The 20,542-nt window shown below is 72.1% G+C and carries 14 protein-coding genes; all 14 read left to right on the forward strand.

Annotated features, from left to right (window positions below):
- Window positions 1-40 precede the first annotated feature (40 nt).
- Window positions 41-1,744, forward strand: coding sequence for an anthranilate synthase component I (locus ACTXG6_RS23135; RefSeq protein WP_445189887.1), 1,704 nt, complete (start codon window positions 41-43; stop codon window positions 1,742-1,744).
- The gene (locus ACTXG6_RS23140) at window positions 1,741-2,364 is read left to right on the forward strand and encodes a Trp biosynthesis-associated membrane protein (protein ID WP_445189888.1); all 624 of its coding nucleotides are present in this window, start codon (window positions 1,741-1,743) and stop codon (window positions 2,362-2,364) included. The genes ACTXG6_RS23135 and ACTXG6_RS23140 overlap by 4 nt, the downstream gene beginning before the upstream one ends.
- A gap of 170 nt (window positions 2,365-2,534) precedes the next feature.
- The gene (gene trpC / locus ACTXG6_RS23145; RefSeq protein ID WP_445189889.1) at window positions 2,535-3,344 is read left to right on the forward strand and encodes an indole-3-glycerol phosphate synthase TrpC; all 810 of its coding nucleotides are present in this window, start codon (window positions 2,535-2,537) and stop codon (window positions 3,342-3,344) included.
- On the forward strand, window positions 3,341-4,693 hold the full coding sequence (gene trpB, locus ACTXG6_RS23150) for a tryptophan synthase subunit beta (RefSeq protein WP_445181450.1): 1,353 nt from the start codon (window positions 3,341-3,343) through the stop codon (window positions 4,691-4,693). Before trpC ends, trpB begins: the two co-directional genes overlap by 4 nt.
- Before the next feature lie 76 nt (window positions 4,694-4,769).
- On the forward strand, window positions 4,770-5,564 hold the full coding sequence (gene trpA, locus ACTXG6_RS23155; RefSeq protein ID WP_445181451.1) for a tryptophan synthase subunit alpha: 795 nt from the start codon (window positions 4,770-4,772) through the stop codon (window positions 5,562-5,564).
- Window positions 5,565-5,597: 33 nt separating this feature from the next.
- Window positions 5,598-6,785, forward strand: coding sequence for a prolipoprotein diacylglyceryl transferase (lgt, locus tag ACTXG6_RS23160; RefSeq protein WP_445181452.1), 1,188 nt, complete (start codon window positions 5,598-5,600; stop codon window positions 6,783-6,785).
- Between the two features lie 268 nt (window positions 6,786-7,053).
- The gene (gltB, locus tag ACTXG6_RS23165) at window positions 7,054-11,622 is read left to right on the forward strand and encodes a glutamate synthase large subunit (RefSeq protein WP_445181453.1); all 4,569 of its coding nucleotides are present in this window, start codon (window positions 7,054-7,056) and stop codon (window positions 11,620-11,622) included.
- Window positions 11,623-11,705: 83 nt separating this feature from the next.
- Complete coding sequence (locus ACTXG6_RS23170; protein ID WP_445181454.1) at window positions 11,706-13,226, forward strand: glutamate synthase subunit beta; 1,521 nt, start codon at window positions 11,706-11,708, stop codon at window positions 13,224-13,226.
- Between the two features lie 123 nt (window positions 13,227-13,349).
- Window positions 13,350-15,455 carry a RecQ family ATP-dependent DNA helicase gene (locus ACTXG6_RS23175; protein ID WP_445181455.1) on the forward strand — a complete coding sequence of 702 codons (2,106 nt, stop codon included), beginning with the start codon at window positions 13,350-13,352 and terminating at the stop codon, window positions 15,453-15,455.
- Between the two features lie 10 nt (window positions 15,456-15,465).
- On the forward strand, window positions 15,466-16,101 hold the full coding sequence (locus ACTXG6_RS23180) for a DUF2461 domain-containing protein (protein WP_445181456.1): 636 nt from the start codon (window positions 15,466-15,468) through the stop codon (window positions 16,099-16,101).
- Between the two features lie 232 nt (window positions 16,102-16,333).
- Entirely contained in the window at window positions 16,334-17,758 is a 1,425-nt protein-coding gene (pyk, locus tag ACTXG6_RS23185) for a pyruvate kinase (RefSeq protein ID WP_445181457.1), read from the forward strand.
- Window positions 17,759-17,803: 45 nt separating this feature from the next.
- A complete protein-coding gene (locus tag ACTXG6_RS23190; RefSeq protein ID WP_445181458.1) occupies window positions 17,804-18,727 on the forward strand; it encodes an acyl-CoA thioesterase in 924 nt (307 codons plus the stop codon).
- Window positions 18,728-18,758: 31 nt separating this feature from the next.
- Window positions 18,759-19,472, forward strand: a complete 714-nt coding sequence (locus tag ACTXG6_RS23195) for a dienelactone hydrolase family protein (protein ID WP_445181459.1) — start codon at window positions 18,759-18,761, stop codon at window positions 19,470-19,472.
- Window positions 19,465-20,529 (forward strand): cation diffusion facilitator family transporter, encoded by a 1,065-nt coding sequence (locus ACTXG6_RS23200; RefSeq protein WP_445181460.1) that lies wholly within the window; start codon window positions 19,465-19,467, stop codon window positions 20,527-20,529. The genes ACTXG6_RS23195 and ACTXG6_RS23200 overlap by 8 nt, the downstream gene beginning before the upstream one ends.
- Window positions 20,530-20,542: the final 13 nt, after the last annotated feature.

Raw genomic sequence — 20,542 nt, forward strand, 5'->3', positions numbered from 1 at the left:
CAGACATGACAGGTATCACCGCAGAGGTCGCGGGGGCGGCATGACCGCGAGTTCGGTGTACACCGGCACGGCTGAGCTGGGCGCGGTGACGCCCACCCGAGAGGCCTTCCGGGAGCTCGCGGAGGGGCACCGGGTGATCCCGGTGGCCCGCCGGCTGCTCGCCGACGACGAGACCCCCATCGGGCTCTACCGCAAGCTCGCGGCCGACCGACCGGGCACGTTCCTGCTGGAGTCGGCGGAGAACGGCAGGTCCTGGTCGCGCTGGTCGTTCGTCGGGGCGCACTGCGCGGCGACCCTGACCGAGGTGGGGGGCGAGGCGACCTGGCTGGGTACGCCGCCGGTCGGGATGGTCTCCGGCGGTGACCCGCTGACCGCGCTGCGCCAGTGCGTCGAGGAGCTGCGCACCGAGCCGCTGGCCGGGCTGCCGCCGCTGACCGGGGGCATGGTCGGGTACCTGGGCTATGACGTGGTGCGCCGGCTGGAGCGGTTGCCCAACTTGGCCGAGGACGACCTGAAGCTGCCCGAGCTGGTCATGATGCTGGCGACCGACCTGGCCGCGCTGGATCACCACGAGGGCACCGTGACGCTCATCGCGAACGCGGTGAACTGGGACGACAGCCCGGACCGGGTGGACGCCGCGTACGACGACGCGGTAGCCCGGCTGGACCGGATGACCGCCGAGCTGGGCGTCGCGGCCCCGTCGACGGTGGCGGTCTACCGGCCGGCCCAGCCGAACTTCATCCGGCGCCGCAGCCTGGAGGAGCACTGCGCGGCGGTGCTCGCGGCGAAGGAGGAGATCCTCGCCGGCGAGGCCTTCCAGGTGGTCGTCTCGCAGCGCTTCGAGGCGGAGATCTCGGTCGACTCGCTCGAGGTCTACCGGGTGCTGCGGGCCACCAACCCGAGCCCGTACATGTACCTGCTGCGCCTGGCCGACGCGAGCGGGCAGCGGTTCGACATCGTCGGGTCCAGCCCGGAGGCGCTGGTCACGGTGCGGGACGGGCACGCCACCACGCACCCGATCGCGGGCACCCGGTGGCGCGGTGCCACCGAGGAGGAGGACCTGCTGCTGGAGAAGGACCTGCGCTCCGACGAGAAGGAGCGGGCCGAGCACGTGATGCTGGTCGACCTTGGGCGCAACGATCTCGGCCGGGTGTGCGCGCCGGGCACCGTCAAGGTGCACAACTTCTTCCAGGTCGAGCGGTACTCGCACGTGATGCACCTGGTGTCCACGGTGACCGGGCGCCTCGCGGAGGGCCGCAACGCGTTCGACGCGGTCACCGCCTGCTTCCCGGCCGGCACCCTGTCCGGGGCGCCGAAGCCGCGCGCGATGGAGATCATCGAGAAGCTGGAACCCACCCGCCGAGGGCTCTACGGCGGCATCGTCGGCTACCTGGACTTCGCCGGTGACGCCGACACCGCCATCGCGATCCGCACCGCGCTGGTCCGCAACGGGACCGCCTACGTGCAGGCCGGCGGCGGCATCGTGGCCGACTCCGACCCGGTCGCCGAGGACACCGAGTGCCTGAACAAGGCGCGGGCGGTGCTGTCCGCGATCGCAACCGCTGCGACGCTCGCGGAGCCGCGCATCGACTCGGTGGCGACGCTTGCGGAGCCGCGCATCGACTCGGTGGCGACGCTTGCGGAGCCGCGTATCGACTCGGTGGCGACGCTTGCGGAGCCGCGCGTCGGCCCGGCGGCGTCAGCGGACCCGCCCCCCGGGGCGCGCCGTTCGGAGCGCAGGTGACTCCTGCGCGCCGGCTCGCCGTCACGTTGCTGGCGCTGGCCATGGCCGCCTTCGGCCTGTGGCTGGCAACCCGCCTGGTGTGGCTGCGGGCGGCCTATCAGAGCCCGCTGCGAGGCTCGGTGACCGTCCAGGCCACCGGCGCTCAGCTGCGCCCTGAGCTGGCCGCGATCGCGCTGGTGGCGGTGGCGGCGGCCGCCGCGATCGTGGCGACCTCGGGCTGGGCGCGGCGGCTGGTCGGCGTCCTGGTCGCCGCGGCCGGTGGGTGGGCGGTGTGGCTGAGCCTCGCGCCCGGGGACGCCGTGCCCGGGGACGCCGTGCCCGGTCGAGCCGGGAGCGGCACGGCGCTGGAGAGCGGCCCGCCGGCGGACGCCGTCGCGGTCGGGTTGCCGGCGCACACCGCCGCGCCGCTGGTCGGGATCGGCGCCGGGCTGCTGCTCGTGGCGGCCGCGGTCGGGCTGGTGTGCTGGGCGGACGCCATGCCGAGGTTGGGCGCGCGCTACGCCGCCCCGGGGACCGCGCGACGGGTGCCGGACCGCGACACCCAGTGGTGGGATGCCCTGGATGCGGGGCAGGACCCCACCCTGAAGAGTCCGCCGGCCGACCCTGGGGCCTCGCGCTGATTGCGCGCAGTTAGCATTCTCTGGAACGCCATGTTGCAGGTCCACCTCGCCAGCTACACCCACGACTGCCGACCGGTCCGGTCGGTCCCGAGAGGGGGGATCGCCTCCGTGATTGAGCGGAGCACGCGAGCCATCCGCGACGGCTTGATGGACGGCACGGTGAGCTACCGATGAGCGTTCTGGATTCGATCCTGGACGGTGTCCGGGTCGACCTGGCGCAGCGCGAGTCGTCAGTGACCTTCGAGCAGGTGAAGCGAGCGTCCCTCGCCGCGCCCCCGCCGAAGGACGTGATGGCCGTGCTGAACGAGCCGGGCATCGGGGTGATCGCCGAGGTCAAGCGGTCCAGCCCGTCCCGGGGAGAGCTCGCCCCCATCGCCGATCCGGCCGAGTTGGCCAGCCAGTACGCCGCCGGGGGTGCCCGGGTGATCAGCGTGCTCACCGAGCAGCGCCGCTTCGGCGGTTCGCTGGCCGACCTGGTCGCGGTCCGCGCCGCCGTCAACGTCCCGGTTCTGCTCAAGGACTTCGTGGTCGGCACGTACCAGGTGCACGAGGCGCGCGCCGCCGGTGCCGACCTGGTGCTGCTGATCGTCGCCGCGCTGGAGCAGAACGTGTTCGCCTCGCTGCTGGACCGGGTGGAGTCGCTCGGGATGACCGCGCTGGTCGAGGTGCACAACGAGGAGGAGGCGGACCGGGCCCTGGAGGCCGGCGCCTCGCTGATCGGGGTCAACGCCCGCAACCTGCACACCCTCGAGGTGGACCGCTCCCTGTTCGGCCGGCTGGCCCCCGGGCTGCCCGCCGATGTGCTGCGAGTGGCCGAGTCCGGTGTCCGCGGCCCCGGCGACCTGCTCACCTACGCCGGCTACGGCGCGGACGCGGTGCTGGTCGGTGAGGGCCTGGTGACCAGTGGCGACCCGAGGGTCGCGGTGACCAAGCTGGTGGCGGCGGGGTTCCACCCGTCCTGCTCGCGGGCCGTCCGGTGAGTGCGTCCGAGGTGGTGACGGCAACCGCGAGCAGCGGGATCTCCACCCGCAGCGGGCACGAGCCGGACGAGGGTGGGCACTTCGGCCGGTTCGGCGGGCGGTTCGTGCCGGAGGCGCTGATCGCGGCGCTGGACGAGCTGACCGCGTTCTACGAGAAGGCCCGGGTGGACCCGGAGTTCCTGACCGAGCTGGACCGGCTGCAGCGCGACTACGCCGGCCGGCCCTCGCCGCTGTCCGATGCGCCGAAGCTGAGCGAGCACGCGGGTGGGGCCCGGCTGCTGCTCAAGCGTGAGGACCTGAACCACACCGGCTCACACAAGATCAATAACGTGTTGGGTCAGGCACTGCTGGCGAAGCGGATGGGCAAGACCCGGGTGATCGCGGAGACCGGCGCGGGCCAGCACGGGGTGGCCACCGCGACGGCGGCCGCGCTGCTCGGCCTGGACTGCGTGGTCTACATGGGCGAGGTCGACACCCGGCGCCAGGCGCTGAACGTGGCCCGGATGCGGCTGTTGGGCGCGCGGGTGATCTCGGTGACCATCGGGTCCCGCACGCTCAAGGACGCGATCAACGAGGCGCTGCGGGACTGGGTGGCGAACCTGGGCTCCACCCACTACCTGCTGGGCACCGCCGCCGGCCCGCACCCGTTCCCGGTGATGGTGCGCGACTTCCACCGGGTGATCGGGCTGGAGGCGCGCGAGCAGGTGCTGGCCCGGTGCGGCCGGCTGCCCACCGCGGTCGCGGCCTGTGTCGGCGGCGGTTCGAACGCGATCGGGATCTTCCACGCCTTCCTGGACGACCCGGGGGTGCGGCTGTTCGGCTTCGAGCCCGGCGGTGACGGGGTGGCGACCGGGCGGCACGGCGCGACGCTGACCGAGGGCTCCCCGGGCGCGCTGCACGGGGCCATGTCGTACCTGCTGCAGGACGACGAGGGCCAGACGCTGGAGTCGCACTCGATCTCGGCCGGGTTGGACTACCCGGGGGTCGGCCCGGAGCACTCGCTGCTCAAGGACATCGGGCGGGCGGAGTACCGACCGGTCACCGATGCCGAGGCGATGGACGCGTTCGCCCTGCTGGCCCGCACCGAGGGCATCATCCCGGCGATCGAGTCGGCGCACGCGGTGGCCGGCGCGCTCGTGCTGGGCCGCGAGCTGGGTCCGGACGCGGTCATCCTGATCAACGTGTCCGGCCGGGGGGACAAGGACATGGACACCGCCGCGGCGTGGTTCAAGCTCACCCGCGAGGAAGGCGCCGACGCGGCCGAGGTCGCTGAGGTCGATGGCATCGCGGGAACCACCGACAGCCCGGTGGCCCCCGGGGCGCCCGCGCGCAACGGGGTGTCGTCGTGAGCGAGCTTGCGAGCTCACCATTGGGCACAGCAGCGGCTCCGCTCACGTGTGCGACGAGCCTCAGCGAGGAGGGCGCGTGAGCGGGCTGGACGAGCTGTTCGCCGACTGCCGGGCCGAACACCGGGCCGCGCTGGTCGGCTACCTGCCCGCCGGCTACCCGACGGTGGACGACTCGGCGCGGCTGCTGTCGGCGCTGATCGACTCCGGCGTCGACCTGGTCGAGGTGGGGCTGCCCTACACCGACCCGGTACTGGACGGGCCGACGATCCAGGCCGCCGCCGATGTCGCACTGCGCGCCGGCACCCGGATCCGGGACGTGTTCAGCGTCGTGGAGCGGGTCAGCGCGGCGGGTGGACGTGCCGTGGTGATGACGTACTACAACCCGGTGTTCCGCTACGGGGTGGACCGCTTCGCGCGGGATCTGGCCGCCGCCGGCGGGTTGGGGTTGATCACTCCGGACCTGATCCCGGACGAGGCCGGTGACTGGCTGGCGGCGTCGGCCACGCACGGGCTGGACCGCATCTTCCTGGTCGCGCCGTCGTCGACCGAGGAGCGCATCGCCCGGACCTCGGCGGCCAGCAGCGGCTTCCTCTACGCGGCGTCGGTGATGGGGGTGACCGGTGCCCGGGACGCGATCGGCCCGGCCGCCGCCGAGCTGGTCGCCCGCACCCGCCCGCACACCACGCTGCCCATCGGCGTCGGCCTCGGCGTGCGCTCCGGTGCGCAGGCCGCCGCCGTCGCCGGCTTCGCCGATGCGGTGATCGTCGGATCCGCGCTGGTCAGCGCCGCCGGCGTCGGGGAATCGGCGATGCGCGCGCTGGCAGGCGAGCTCGCGCACGGGGTCCGGCACCCGTCTACCCAGCCGGCCTGATCGGGCGAATCCGGCGACAAGTACGGTGAGCCCGTGCTGCCCGCGCTGACTGCCCGATTCCTGGCCAACATCCCAAGTCCGGACCAGGGTGTCTGGCACGTCGGCCCGATACCGATCCGCGCCTACGCGCTGTGCATCATCATCGGGATCGTGGTCGCGGTGACCTGGGGCGAGCGCCGGTTGGTCGCCCGCGGCGGGCAGCCCGGCACGGTGGTCGATGTCGCGGTCTTCGCGGTCCCGTTCGGCCTGGTCGGCGGGCGGCTCTACCACGTGGCCACCGACTTCGAGACGTACTTCGGCCCCGGCGGGCACCCGATCGACGCGCTGAAGATCTGGCAGGGCGGCCTCGGTATCTGGGGTGCCATCGCGCTGGGCGGGGTGGGTGCCTGGATCGGCTGCCGCCGGCGCGGGACGCCGCTGCCGTTCTTCGCCGACGCGGTCGCCCCGGGCATCGTCGTCGCACAGGCCATCGGGCGGCTCGGCAACTACTTCAACCAGGAGCTCTACGGCGGCCCGACCACGCTGCCGTGGGGTCTGGAGATCTACGCCAGGGTGGTGCCGGGGACCTCGATCCCGGACCCACTCGGCGGGGTCGCGGTGGACAGCACGCCGATCGCGGTGGTGCACCCGACGTTCCTCTACGAGCTCATCTGGAACTTGCTGGTGGCCGCCCTGGTGGTCTGGGCGGACCGGAAGTTCCGCCTCGGTCACGGTCGCGCGTTCGCGGTCTACGTGGCGGGCTACACGCTCGGCCGGTTCTTCATCGAGCAGATGCGCTCCGACCCGGCCACCCGGGTGTTCGGTGACATCCGGATCAACGTCGTGGTGGCCGGCGTGGTCTTCCTGGCCGCGGTGGCCTACCTGGTGGTGGTCCGCAAGCCCCGCGAGGTGCTCGGCGACCTGCCCGGCGACTCCACGCCGGCTCAGCCAGTCCCGGCGGCGGTCGGCGCGGCCGGAGCCGCGGCCGCCACCGGACCGGAGAAAGCCGACCCGGGGAAAGCCGACGCGGCGGCGACGACCAAGGCCGACGCGGCCGAGGTCAAGTCCGAGCCGACAGGGCACGAGCCGACAGAGCCCGCGCCGACCGAGTCCGGGCCGACCGGGGCGGCGTCGGCCGCGAGCGATCCGGCACCGGTCCCGTCCGGCGCGCCGGACGAGAGGTCGACGGGCGAACCGGCTGGTGGCACCTCCTTGGCCAAGCCGGATTCCGGCAAAGCCTGAGCCTGCTGGGGTCGGACAAATCGCCCCGGCTGTCGTATCGTTGTGCTGGGTCGCATCTCGTCGTGGCGATGGGTCCATGGCGGGTACTCGTTCGATCGCGGGGGTGGCGCGAGACGGGTGCTGGGGTTCGGTCCAAATGATCGACGGTGATTGAGAATCCTCACCGGCGAAGGTTTGTGCCTGCCTGTTTCCAGCCTGTTACAGTCTCGGAAATCCGCGGGCCACCGTCGTCCCGACATGTGCACCAGTGTCGAGGGAGGTACTCGCGGTGATTTTCTCTACCCAACCGCGCCCGCGTGGGCTCTACGACCCGGCATCCGAACACGATTCGTGCGGTGTCGCGATGGTAGCCGACTCACTCGGTCGGCGAAGCCATTCCATTGTCGTCGACGGGCTCACCGCGCTGGCCAACCTCGAGCACCGGGGAGCCGCCGGCGCCGAGCCGACCAGTGGTGACGGCGCGGGCATCCTGCTGCAGGTGCCGGACGCGCTGTTGCGCGCCGAGGTCGACTTCACCCTGCCGGAGCCGGGCCCGGACGGCGCCGGGGCGTACGCGGTCGGCCTGGCGTTCCTGCCGGTCGAGGACGACCAGCGGACCAAGGCGATCGAGCTGGTCGAGCGCATCGCCGCGGAGGAGAAGCTGCGCGTGCTGGGCTGGCGGGAGCTCGTGGTGCGCCCGGACGAAGCCGAGGTGGGGCCGTCCGCGCAGTCCTGCATGCCCCGGTTCGCCCAACTGTTCGTGGCCGCCGAGCCGGCGCCGGGAGAGGCCCCGGTCACCGGCGTCGCGCTGGACCGGTTGGCGTTCTGCCTGCGCAAGCGCGCCGAGCGGGACAGCGCCGCGCTCGGCTGCGGCACCTACTTCGCCTCGCTGTCCAGCCGCACCCTGGTGTACAAGGGCATGCTCACCACCCACCAGCTGCCGGCGTTCTTCGCGGACCTGACCGACGAGCGGCTGGAGAGCGCGATCGCGCTGGTGCACAGCCGGTTCTCCACCAACACCTTCCCGTCCTGGCCGCTGGCGCACCCGTTCCGCTACGTGGCGCACAACGGCGAGATCAACACCATCCGGGGCAACCGGAACCGGATGCGCGCGCGGGAGGCGCTGCTGGCCAGCGACCTCATCCCGGGTGAGCTGGACCGGCTCTACCCGATCTGTACCGAGGGCGCGTCAGACTCGGCCTCCTTCGACGAGGTACTCGAGCTGCTGCACCTCGGCGGACGCGCCCTGCCCCACGCCGTGCTGATGATGATCCCGGAGGCGTGGGAGAACCACGCCGAGATGGACGAGTCGCGGCGGGCGTTCTACCGGTTCCACGCGAGCCTGATGGAACCGTGGGACGGCCCGGCCTGCGTGACCTTTACCGACGGCACCGTGGTCGGCGCCGTGCTGGACCGCAACGGGCTGCGCCCGGCCCGCTGGTGGCGGCTGGCCGACGGCAGGGTGGTGCTGGCCAGCGAGTCCGGGGTGCTGGACGTGCCGCCGGGCGAGGTGGTGGCGAAGGGTCGGCTGCAGCCGGGCCGGATGTTCCTGGTGGACACCGCCGCCGGCCGGATCGTGGCCGACGAGGAGATCAAGTCCGAGCTGGCCGCCGCGCTGCCCTACGACGAGTGGTTGCACGCCGGCCTGCTCGACGTCAGCAACCTGCCCACCCGCGAGCACGTGGTGCAGCCCCACGAGTCGGTGCTGCGCCGCCAGCTCACCTTCGGCTACACCGACGAGGAGCTGCGGGTCCTGCTCTCGCCGATGGCGACCACGGCCGCCGAACCGGTCGGCTCGATGGGTACCGACACCCCGGTGGCCGCGCTGTCCCAGCGCCCCCGGCTGCTCTACGACTACTTCGCCCAGCTGTTCGCGCAGGTCACGAACCCACCGCTGGACGCGATCCGGGAGGAGATCGTCACCTGCGTGGCGCGGGTGACGGGCCCGGAGCAGAACCTGCTGGAGCCCACCCCGGCGTCCTGCCGGCACCTGCGGCTGCCCTACCCGGTGATCGACAACGACGACCTCGCCAAGATCCTGCACGTCAACGACGACGGCAACCTGCCCGGGTTCGCCGCCGCCGTGATCAGCGGCCTTTACGAGGTGGACGGCGGCGAGGCGGCGCTGGCCGCGGCGCTGGACCGGGTGCGCCGGGAGGCCTCCGAGGCGATCGCCGAGGGCGCCAGGATCCTGGTGCTGTCCGACCGCGACTCCGACCACCGGATGGCGCCGATCCCGTCGCTGATGCTCACCTCCGCGGTGCACCACCACCTGGTGCGCCAGCGGGAGCGCGTCCGGGTGGCGCTGGTGGTGGAGAGCGGCGACTGCCGCGAGGTGCACCACGTGGCGCTGCTGCTCGGCTTCGGCGCCGCCGCGGTGAACCCGTACCTGGCCTTCGAGACAATCGAGGACCTGATCGCCAGCGGCGACATCACCGGGCTCGCCCCCGCCACGGCGATCAAGAACTATGTGAAGGCGCTGGTCAAGGGCGTGCTGAAGGTGATGTCCAAGATGGGCATCTCCACGGTGGGGGCCTACACGGCCGCGCAGGCCTTCGAAGCGATCGGGCTGTCCCACGAGCTGGTCGACGAGTACTTCAGCGGCACCGCGTCGCAGCTCAGCGGCGTCGGGCTCGACGTGCTCGCCGAGGAGGTGGCCGCCCGGCACCGCCGCGCCTACCCGGAGAACCCGACCGACCGGGTGCACCGCCGGCTCGACGTGGGCGGCGAGTACGCCTACCGCCGGGAGGGTGAGCTGCACCTGTTCACCCCGGAGACGGTGTTCCTGCTGCAGCACGCGACCAGGACCGGCCAGCGGGATGTGTTCCGTCAGTACACCGCCGAGTGCGACCGCCTGGCGGCCGAGGGCGGTGCGCTGCGCGGGCTGTTCAAGTTCCGCACCGAGGGGCGCGCGCCGGTGCCGCTGTCCGAAGTGGAACCGGTGGAGGCGATCCTCGGCAGGTTCAACACCGGCGCGATGTCCTACGGCTCGATCTCCGCCGAGGCGCACGAGACGCTGGCCATCGCGATGAACAAGCTGGGCGGCCGGTCCAACACCGGCGAGGGCGGCGAGGACATCGACCGGCTCTACGACCCCAGGCGGAGCAGCGCGATCAAGCAGATCGCCTCCGGCCGGTTCGGCGTGACCAGCGAGTACCTGGTCAACGCGCGCGACCTGCAGATCAAGATGGCACAGGGCGCGAAGCCCGGTGAGGGCGGTCAGCTGCCGCCGAACAAGGTGTGGCCGTGGATCGCCCGGACCAGGCACTCCACCGCCGGCGTCGGGCTGATCTCGCCGCCGCCGCACCACGACATCTACTCCATCGAGGACCTGGCGCAGCTGATCCACGACCTGAAGAACGCCAACGACCGGGCCCGGATCCACGTCAAGCTGGTGTCCTCGGTCGGGGTGGGGACGGTGGCGGCCGGTGTCGCCAAGGCGCACGCCGACGTGGTGCTGATCTCCGGGCACGACGGCGGCACCGGCGCGGCCGCGCTCACCTCGCTCAAGCATGCCGGCGCGCCCTGGGAGATCGGCCTGGCCGACACCCAGCAGACCCTGATGCTCAACGGGCTGCGGGACCGGATCGTGGTACAGACCGACGGGCAGATGAAGACCGGCCGCGACGTCATCGTGGCCGCGTTGCTCGGCGCGGAGGAGTACGGCTTCGCCACCGCCCCGCTGGTGGTGGCCGGCTGCGTGATGATGCGGGTGTGCCACCTGGACACCTGCCCGGTCGGGGTGGCCACCCAGAACCCGGAGCTGCGTGCCCGCTACACCGGCAAGCCCGAGTTCGTGGAGAACTTCTTCCGGTTCCTGGCCGAGGAGGTCCGGGAGTACCTGGCCGAGCTCGGTTTCCGGTCGCTGGACGAGGTCATCGGGCACGCCGAGCTGCTTAACACCGACATCGCGGTGCGGCACTGGAAGGCGTCCCGCGGCCTGGACCTGGCGCCGCTGTTCGTGGTGCCGGACCTGCCCGACGCATCCCGGCGGCAGACCCGGGACCAGGACCACGGCCTGGACAAAGCACTGGACCAGACGCTGATCCAGCTCGCCGAGGCGGCGCTGGAGGACGCGCACCGGGTGACGCTGCGGCTGCCGGTGCGCAACGTGAACCGCACGGTGGGCACCCTGCTGGGCGCCGAGGTGACGCGCCGCTACGGTGGCGAGGGCCTGCCGGACGACACCATCCACGTGCAGCTGGACGGCTCCGCCGGGCAGTCGCTCGGCGCGTTCCTGCCACCCGGGATCACCCTGGAACTGGTCGGCGACGCGAACGACTACGTGGGCAAGGGACTGTCCGGCGGCCGGCTGATCGTGCGCCCGCACCCGGACGCCGGGTTCGCCGCCGAACGGCAGGTGATCGCCGGCAACGTGATCGGCTACGGCGCCACCGCGGGGGAGATCTTCCTGCGGGGCAAGGTCGGCGAACGGTTCTGCGTGCGCAACTCCGGCGCGCTGGCCGTCGCCGAAGGGGTGGGCGACCACGCCTGCGAGTACATGACCGGCGGCACCGTCGTGGTGCTCGGCGAATGCGGCCGCAACGTGGCGGCCGGCATGTCCGGCGGCACCGCCTACGTGCTGGACCTCGACCCCGGGCGGGTGAACCGCGAGCTGGTCGACCTGGAGGCCCCGTCGGCGGACGACCTGAAACTGCTGCACGGCGTGGTCACCCGGCACCGGGAGCTCACCGGCTCAGCCGTCGCGGCGTCCCTGCTCGGTGACTGGCCGCGGCGGTCCAGGTCGTTCACCAAGATCATGCCGAGGGACTACCGGCGGGTGCTCGAGGCCGTCCGGCTCGCGACCGCGGAGGGCCGCGACCCGGACGAGGCCGTGATGGAGGCGGCCCGTGGCTGAGCAGCCGTCCCCCAGAACCAGCCCCGTCCCCAGTTCCGGCCCCGCGCCCGGGATGACCCTGAGCAGCGAAAAGGAGGCCGCACGTGGCTGATCCGCGTGGCTTTCTCAACTACCGACGCGTGGATGCCCCCAAGCGGCCGAAGCCCGAGCGGGTGGCCGACTGGGGGAACGTCTACCAGGACCAGACCGCCAAGGCACTGACCGACGAGACCCGCACGCAGGCCGCGCGCTGCATGGACTGCGGCATCCCGTTCTGCCACTCCGGCACCGCCGGCTGCCCGCTGGGGAACCTGATCCCGGAGTGGAACGACCTGGTGCGCCGGGACGACTGGGCGCAGGCCAGCGACCGGTTGCACGCGACGAACAACTTCCCGGAGTTCACCGGCCGGCTGTGCCCGGCGCCGTGCGAGGCGGCCTGCGTGCTGGCGCTCACCCCGGCCGCCGGCGGCGCGGTGACGATCAAGCGGGTCGAGCAGTCGATCGCCGACGTGGCCTGGGAACACGACCTCGTGGTGTCGCAGAGCCCCGGGTTGGCCTCGGGCAAGCGGGTCGCGGTGATCGGTTCCGGTCCGGCAGGGCTGGCCGCCGCCCAGCAGCTCACCCGGGCCGGGCACGACGTCACCGTGTTCGAGCGGGACGACCGGCTCGGCGGCCTGCTGCGCTACGGCATCCCGGAGTTCAAGCTGGAGAAGTCGGTGCTGGACCGCCGGCTGGCCCAGATGCACACCGAGGGCACCCGGTTCGTCACCTCCTGCGAGGTGGGCGGCAGCGCCCCGGGCGACCTGCAGGTGGACCGGTTGCGCGCGGACTACGACGCCGTCGTGCTGGCGGTGGGCGCGCTGCAGGGCCGGGACGCCCCGGAGCTGCCCGGGCGCGAGCTGGCCGGGGTGCACCTGGCGATGGAGCACCTGGTCCCGGCGAACCGGGAGTGCGAAGGGGACGGCCCGACCTCGATCTCGGCGAGCGGCAAGCACGTGGTGATCATCGGCGGTGGCGACACGGCGGCGGACTGCTACGGCACCGCGCTGCGCCAGGGCGCCGTCTCGGTGCACCAGCTCGACCAGTACCCCCGGCCGCCCGATGTCCGCGACGACGACCGTTCGCCGTGGCCGGTCTGGCCGTGGATCCTGCGCACCTACCCGGTGCACGAGGAGGGCGGCGAGCGCAAGTTCGAGGTGGCCGTCGAGGCCTTCGTCGGTGACGAGCACGGGCAGGTCCGCTCGGTGCGGCTGCGCAAGGTCCGGGTGGAGAAGGACCCGGCGACCGGTCGGCGTGAGGTGGTGCCCCAGTCTGACGAGGTGATCGACCTGCCCTGTGACCTGGCGCTGCTGGCGATCGGCTTCACGGGCGTCGAGGACATGCCGCTGCTGGGCGGGCTGGGGCTGACCCGCGCGCCCCGGGGCAACCTGAGCTGCGGCCCGGACTGGGAGACCGAGGCTCCCGGGGTGTTCGTCTGCGGCGACGCGCACCGGGGCGCCTCGCTGGTGGTGTGGGCGATCGCCGAGGGCAGGGCGGTGGCACACGCGGTGGACGCCTACCTCACCGGCGCCTCCCAGCTCCCGTCCCCGGTGCACCCCACCGCCCTGCCCCTGGCCATCGCCTGACCTGTGAGGGGCGAGTTGAGCCGGCCGTTGAGTCATAGCCCAACTCGCCACTCACGGGTGTGGGCGGCGCCGGGTTAGCGGGTTCGGCCGCGGCCGGTCGGGGGGCCCTCGTACGATCGGGGCGTGGTTCTCCCCGGCATCGCCCCCGCCCCGACCGACGTGCTCAAGAGGGTCTTCGGCTACGACACCTTCCGAGGCAACCAGGCCGAGATCATCGAACACGTCTGCGCCGGCGGCGATGCGCTGGTGCTGATGCCGACCGGCGGCGGCAAGTCGCTCTGCTACCAGATCCCGGCGCTGGTCCGCGACGGCGTCGGCGTGGTCGTGTCGCCGCTCATCGCGCTGATGCAGGACCAGGTCGACGCGTTGAAGGCGCTCGGCGTCCGGGCCGGGTTCCTCAACTCGACACAGGACGCCGGCGAGCGCCGGGCCGTCGAGACCGCGTTCCTCGCCGGCGAGCTCGACCTGCTCTACCTCGCACCGGAGCGGCTGCGCGTCGAGTCCACCCTGCGGCTGCTCGACCGGGGTCGAATCTCGCTGTTCGCCATCGACGAGGCGCACTGCGTCGCGCAGTGGGGCCACGACTTCCGGCCCGACTACCTGGCGCTGTCGCAGCTGCACGAGCGCTGGCCCACGGTGCCGCGCATCGCGCTGACCGCGACGGCGACCGAGGCGACCCACACGGAGATCGCGACCCGGCTGAACCTGGCCGAGGCTCCCGGGCCCGCCCAGGGCACCGCTGCGGGGTCCGGTGCGGGCTCCGGGCAAGGCGCCCGGCACTTCGTCGCCAGCTTCGACCGGCCGAACATCCAGTACCGGATCGCGCCGAAGGACGAGCCACGGCGGCAGCTGCTGGACCTGCTGCGCACCGAGCACCCCGGCGACGCGGGCATCGTCTACTGCCTCTCCCGCAAGTCGGTGGAACAGACGGCCGAGTTCCTCGTCGCGCAAGGCATCACCGCGCTGCCCTACCACGCGGGGCTCGACGCGCGGGTCCGCGCGCGGAACCAGTCGCGCTTCCTGCGCGAGGACGGCGTGGTCATGGTGGCGACCATCGCGTTCGGCATGGGCATCGACAAGCCCGATGTGCGGTTCGTCGCGCACCTGGACCTGCCGAAGTCCGTCGAGGGCTACTACCAGGAGACCGGCCGCGCCGGGCGGGACGGCCTGCCGTCCACGGCCTGGCTGGCCTACGGGCTGCAGGACGTGGTGCAGCAGCGCAAGATGATCGACGACTCCGAGGGGGACCGGGCCCACCGGCAGCGTCTCGGCCAGCACCTCGACGCGATGCTGGCGCTCTGCGAGACGGTGGGCTGCCGGCGGGTGCGGCTGCTGAACTACTTCGGCCAGCCGGGCGAGCCCTGCGGCAACTGCGACACCTGCCTGACCCCGCCGGAGTCCTGGGACGGCACGGTCGCGGCGCAGAAGGTGTTGTCCACGGTGTTCCGGCTGAAGAACGAACGGAACCAGAGCTTCGGCGCCGGCCAGATCATCGACATCCTGCGCGGCAAGCGCACACCGAAGATCGAGCAGTTCCGGCACGACTCCCTGACCGTGTTCGGGATCGGGGTCGACCTGTCCGACACCGAGTGGCGCGGGGTGATCCGCCAGCTGATGGCGCAGGGGCTGCTCGCGGTGGAGGGCAACTACTCGACGGTGGTGTTCACCGAGTCCAGCCGCGAGGCGATGCGCGGCGGGCGCCAGGTGATGATGCGCCGCGAGCAGCCGAAGCAGGCCCGGACCAGGACCCGCGCCTCGGGCCGCTCCGGTACCGCACAGGTCGAGCTGTCCGGCGAGGCCGCGCCGGTGTTCGAGCAACTGCGTGCCTGGCGCGGTGCCACCGCGAAGGAGCAGGGCGTGCCGGCGTACGTGATCTTCCACGATGCCACGCTGCGGGAGATCGCCGCCCGGATGCCGGCCGACCTCGGTGCGCTGGGCGCGATCAGCGGCATCGGCGAGAACAAGCTGGCGAAGTACGGGGAGGGCGTGCTCGGCGTGCTCGGCGGTGCGGCCCCCGAGGCGGCCACGACAGCGGCACCGAAGGCAGCGGCACCAGCGGCCGAAGCACCCAAGGCAGCGGCACCCAGGGCAGCGGCACCCAAGGCAGCGGCGCCGGCGGCGGTGGCATCGCGGGCGGTCGCGCCGGCGGACGACCTGGACGACCCGGGGTTCCCCGAGGAACCGGACTACCCCGAGGACCCCGGATACCCCGACCACTACGAGGGATAGCGTGCCAGTCATGGGTTTTGCCGGGTTCGGGGAGCAGCTGGTCGACTTCTACGACGGGTTGGAAGCGGACAACTCCAAGGCGTACTGGGCTGACAACAAGGCGGTCTACGACGAGCAGGTGAAGGCGCCGATGACGGCCCTGCTCGCGGCGCTGGAGCCCGAGTTCGGCCGGGGAAAGATCTTCCGCCCGTACCGCGACGTGCGGTTCAGCGCGGACAAGACGCCGTACAAGACCCACTGCGGCGCGATCGTCGGCGGCTACTACGTCCAGGCCGGCGCGGACGGGATCATGATCGCCGGTGGCTACTACCAGATGGCCGGCGACCAGATCGCCCGCTACCGGGTGGCGGTGGACGAGGAGCGCCGCGGCGAGGATCTGCGCCGCCGGCTGGGCAAGGTCGCGGCGGCCGGGCTGACCGTCGCCGGAGACCAGTTGGCCACCCGCCCGCGCGGGGTGGACCCGGGACACCCCCGGCTGGAGCTGCTGCGGCACCGCTCGCTCTACGCCTGGCGACGCTGGCCCGGGGAGGACCTGATGCTGAGTCCCGAGCTGACCGGCGAGGTGGCCGCGCACTGGCGCACGCTCAACCCGCTGATCGAATGGCTGGCCGACCACGTCGGCCCGACGGAGCGCCCCCGGCGCTGAATCGCCGCCGGGACACGGGTTGGCGCAAATGGCGCAAATGACCGAAACGAACTCTCAGCTGGGCTGACGGGCCGTCCGAGCACCGCCGCTGAGGTGGGCAAAGGTGCTGCTCAGGCAACTGATGACCACCTGGCAGGGCCGCCGGACCGGCCCGCCGGCCACCGCCCGTCGGACTAGACGTTCACCTCGTAGTAGCCGGGGTGGGTACGAGTGAGCGCTAGGATTTGCCGGTGTGAGCCGTCGTGCGAAGATTGTTTGTACCCTGGGACCCGCCACCGCGAGCCCCGAACGCATCAGGGACCTGGTGCAGGCCGGAATGGATGTTGCCCGGCTGAACTTCAGCCATGGCAACCGGGAGGACCACAAGCGGGTCTACGAGCTGGTCCGGGAGGCCGCTGACGCGGAAGGCCGGGCAGTCGGCATCATGGGCGACCTGCAGGGCCCCAAGATCCGCCTCGGTCGCTTCGCCGCGGGCCCCGTGGAGTGGCGCACCGGTGAAGAGGTGCGGATCACCGTCGAAGAGGTGGCCGGCACCCACGACCGGGTGTCCACCACCTACGCCGGCCTGGCCGACGACGCCCGCCCGGACGACCGGCTGCTGGTCGATGACGGCAAGGTCGGCCTGCGGGTGGTCAAGGTGGACGGCCTGGACGTGGTCTGCCGGGTCGTCGAGGGCGGCACGGTCAGCGACAACAAGGGCATCTCGCTGCCCGGCATGAACGTCACGGTGCCGGCGATGAGCGAGAAGGACATCTCCGACCTGGAGTTCTCCCTGGGGCTGCGGGTGGACTTCGTGGCGCTGTCCTTCGTGCGCAGCCCCGCCGACATCGACGCGGTGCACCAGGTGATGGACCGGGTCGGCGGCGGCCGGCTGCCGGTGATCGCCAAGCTGGAGAAGCCGGAGGCGGTGGACAACCTCGAGGCCATCGTGCTGGCCTTCGACGGGGTCATGGTGGCCCGCGGCGACCTGGGTGTGGAGCTGCCGCTGGAGCACGTGCCGCTGGTGCAGAAGCGCGCGATCCAGATCGCCAGGGAGAACGCCAAGCCGGTCATCGTGGCCACCCAGATGCTGGATTCGATGATCACGAACCCGAGGCCGACCCGGGCCGAGACCTCGGACGTGGCCAACGCCGTGCTGGACGGCGCGGACGCGGTGATGCTGTCCGGCGAGACCAGTGTCGGCCGGTACCCGATCAAGACCGTGCGCACCATGTCGACGATCGTCGAGGCGGTGGAGGCCGGTTCGTTCGGGGTGCCGCCGCTGAACCACGTGCCGCGCACCAAGCGCGGCGTGCTCTCCTACGCGGCCCGCGACATCGGCGAGCGACTCAGCGCCCGGGCACTGGTCGCGTTCACCCAGTCCGGCGACACGGTCCGCCGCCTCGCCCGGCTGCACAGCAAGCTGCCGCTGCTGGCGTTCACCCCGGTGCCGGCGGTGCGCAGCCAGCTCTCGCTGACCTGGGGCACCGAGACGTTCCTGGTCCCCGAGGTCGACTCCACCGACGCCATGGTGCGCCAGGTCGACGCGGCGATGTTGAGCATCGAACGCTCCGAACCCGGTGACCTCGTCGTCGTGGTGGCCGGTTCGCCGCCGGGCACTGTGGGTTCGACCAACCTGATCCGGGTGCACCGTCTCGGCGAGGAAGATCTGTCCTGAGCGCACCCGCCGGATGGCGTCCCGGATAGGGCAGACTGCTCGCTCATGACGCAGTCCGATACCGACACCGGGGCCGGCGGCGAGGTCGTCGGCGCGGACGGGGTCCCGACCGGCCAGGCCGTGCTGGACGCCCTCGTCGCCGGGCTCGACCTGGAGCGGATCGAGGTCAACCTGTTCCGCGGTCACAGCCCGCCGCGGTCGCTGCCGAGGGTGTTCGGCGGCCAGGTGGCCGGGCAGGCGCTGGTCGCGGCCGGCCGGACCGTCCCGGTGGAGCGGGAGGTGCACTCGCTGCACGCCTACTTCATCCGGCCCGGCGACCCGACGGTGCCGATCGTCTACGAGGTCGAGCGGGTGCGCGACGGCTTCTCGTTCACCACTCGGCGGGTGCTCGCCATCCAGCACGGCGAGGCGATCTTCTCTCTGTCCGCGTCCTTCCAGGTCCACCAGCCCGGCCTCGAGCACTCCGAGGAGATGCCGACCGGGGTGCCGACCCCGGACGAGCTTCCGGACATGGGCACCCGGATCGTGGAGCTCGGTGCGGCGGTGGGCCCGTTCCAGCAGCTGCCCCGCCCGCTGGACATCCGCTACGTGGGCGACCCGGTCTGGTCACCGGGGTTCACCCCGACCCGGGAGCCGATGCGGGTCTGGATGCGCGCGGACGGCACGCTGCCGGACACCAAGCTGCTGCACGTCTGCCTGCTCACCTACGCCTCGGACCTGACCCTGCTCAACTCGGTGTTGGCCAGGCACGAGATCCCGGTGCGGGACGAGGAGATCCGCCGCGCCAGCCTGGATCACGCGATGTGGTTCCACCAGCCGTTCCGGGCCGACGAGTGGCTGCTCTACGAGTGCTACTCGCCGGTGGCCTCCGGCGCGCGCGGGCTGGGCACCGGCCGGTTCTTCACCCAGGACGGCCGCCTCGTCGCCACCACCGTGCAGGAGGGCCTCGTCCGCATCGCCGCACGCTGAGAGCCGGCGCGCCAGCCGCTAGGGTCAGCGCATGCAGAGCGACGTGACGTTCCGATGTGACGACGGCTTCGCCATGCCCGGCGTACTGACCACCCCGGACGGCCAGCCGGATGCACCCCGGCCCGGGCTACTGCTCATCTACGAGATCTTCGGCATGAACGACGAGATGACGCGGGTGGCCGCCGACCTGGCCGGCGAGGGCTGGACGGTGCTGATCCCGGACCTGTTCGCGCGCGGTTCCAAGCCGCTCTGCGTGGCCCGCTGCCTGCGTACGGTGGCGACCGGCAAGGGTGACGCGCTGGACGATCTGGACGCGGCGCGGCGGTACCTGACGGCGCTGCCCTCGGTGGACCCCGAGCGGGTCGGCGTGATCGGCTTCTGCATGGGCGGCGGCTTCGCTCTGCTGCTCGCGATGACAGGCAACTACCAGGCCAGCGCGCCGTTCTACGGCATGGCGCCCAAGGAGATGCCCCGGTCCTGCCCGGTGGTGGGCAGCTACGGCGCCAAGGACCTGAGCCTCAAGCCGATGCCGGCGAGGCTGGAGCGCAACCTCACCGAGCTGGGCGTGCCGCACGACGTCAAGGTCTACCCGGAGGTCGGGCACTCCTTCTACACCAAGGCGCCGAACCGGGTGATGGAGCTGGTCGGCCCGTACACCCCACTGCGGCTCGGCCACCACGAACCGAGCGCCCAGGACGCGCGCGAGCGGGTCGTGGCGTTCTTCCGGGAGCATCTCGATGGCTGATCAGCCCGAGGTCGCCAGCGACACCGGTGACGACAGTGCGTCGGAACACGGCGAGAGCCTGCTCACAGTGCTGCTCGCGCTGGGCGCCAACCTCGCCGTCGCGATCGCCAAGGTGGTGGCCGGGCTACTCACCGGCAGCTCCGCGCTGCTGTCCGAGGCGGCGCACTCCTTCGCCGACTGCGGCACCGAGCTGTTCCTGCTCACCGCGCTGCGCCGCTCGTCGAAGCCGGCCGATGCCAGCCACCCGTTCGGCTACGGCAAGGAGCGGTACTTCTGGTCACTGCTGGCCGCGGTGTCCATCTTCACCGCCGGCGCGCTGTTCTCCATCTACCAGGGCGTCCACACGCTGACCGGGCACCCGGAGGACCACAAGAACGTACTGGTCGGCTACCTCGTGCTGGCCGCGTCCGCGGTGCTCGAGTCGGTCTCGCTGACCCAGGCGATCCGCCAGGTGCGCGCCGAGAAGACCAAGGACGACCTGCCGCTGTGGCTGTACCTGCGGCGCAGCGACGACCCCACGGTGAAGACCGTGCTCTACGAGGACAGCGCCGCGCTGGTCGGGCTGTTCCTCGCCTTCGCCGGGGTGGGGCTGACCCAGCTCACCGGGTCCCCGATGTGGGACGGGATCGCCTCGCTGCTGATCGGTGTGCTGCTCGTGCTCGTGGCCTACCTGCTGGGCCGGACCAACATGAACCTGCTGATCGGGCAGCAGGCCGACCCCCGGTTGGTGTACGCGGTGCGCGACCGGCTCGCCGCCGAGCCCGAGGTGGAAGCCGTCGTCGACCTGCTCACCATGCTGACCGGCACCGACCGGGTACTGGTCTGCGCCCGGCTGGACTTCGTCGACTCGGTGACCGCCGCCGACCTGGAACGGGCCTGCATGCGGATCGACGGCGAGCTGCGGGCGGAGTTCTCCGACCTGGACGAGATCTTCCTGGAGCCGGTGCCGCGCAATGACCCCGACCTGCAGGCGAGGGTGCGGGCCCGGTACGGGCCGGACCGCCTGCAGGCGCCCGAGCGGACCGTCTCAAAGCCCACAGATGTGATAGGAAAATAGGTATGTATCGCCG

It is taken from the genome of Pseudonocardia sp. Cha107L01, assembly GCF_052566575.1.

What these genes read in the sequence shown, in the direction of transcription:
- ACTXG6_RS23135 (WP_445189887.1), top strand. Translation starts at nt 41, where the DNA reads ATGACCGCGAGTTCGGTGTACACCGGCACGGCTGAGCTGGGCGCGGTG.
- trpC (WP_445189889.1), top strand. Translation starts at nt 2,535, where the DNA reads ATGAGCGTTCTGGATTCGATCCTGGACGGTGTCCGGGTCGACCTGGCG.
- ACTXG6_RS23180 (WP_445181456.1), top strand. Translation starts at nt 15,466, where the DNA reads ATGGGTTTTGCCGGGTTCGGGGAGCAGCTGGTCGACTTCTACGACGGG.
- ACTXG6_RS23190 (WP_445181458.1), top strand. Translation starts at nt 17,804, where the DNA reads ATGACGCAGTCCGATACCGACACCGGGGCCGGCGGCGAGGTCGTCGGC.
- ACTXG6_RS23195 (WP_445181459.1), top strand. Translation starts at nt 18,759, where the DNA reads ATGCAGAGCGACGTGACGTTCCGATGTGACGACGGCTTCGCCATGCCC.
- ACTXG6_RS23200 (WP_445181460.1), top strand. Translation starts at nt 19,465, where the DNA reads ATGGCTGATCAGCCCGAGGTCGCCAGCGACACCGGTGACGACAGTGCG.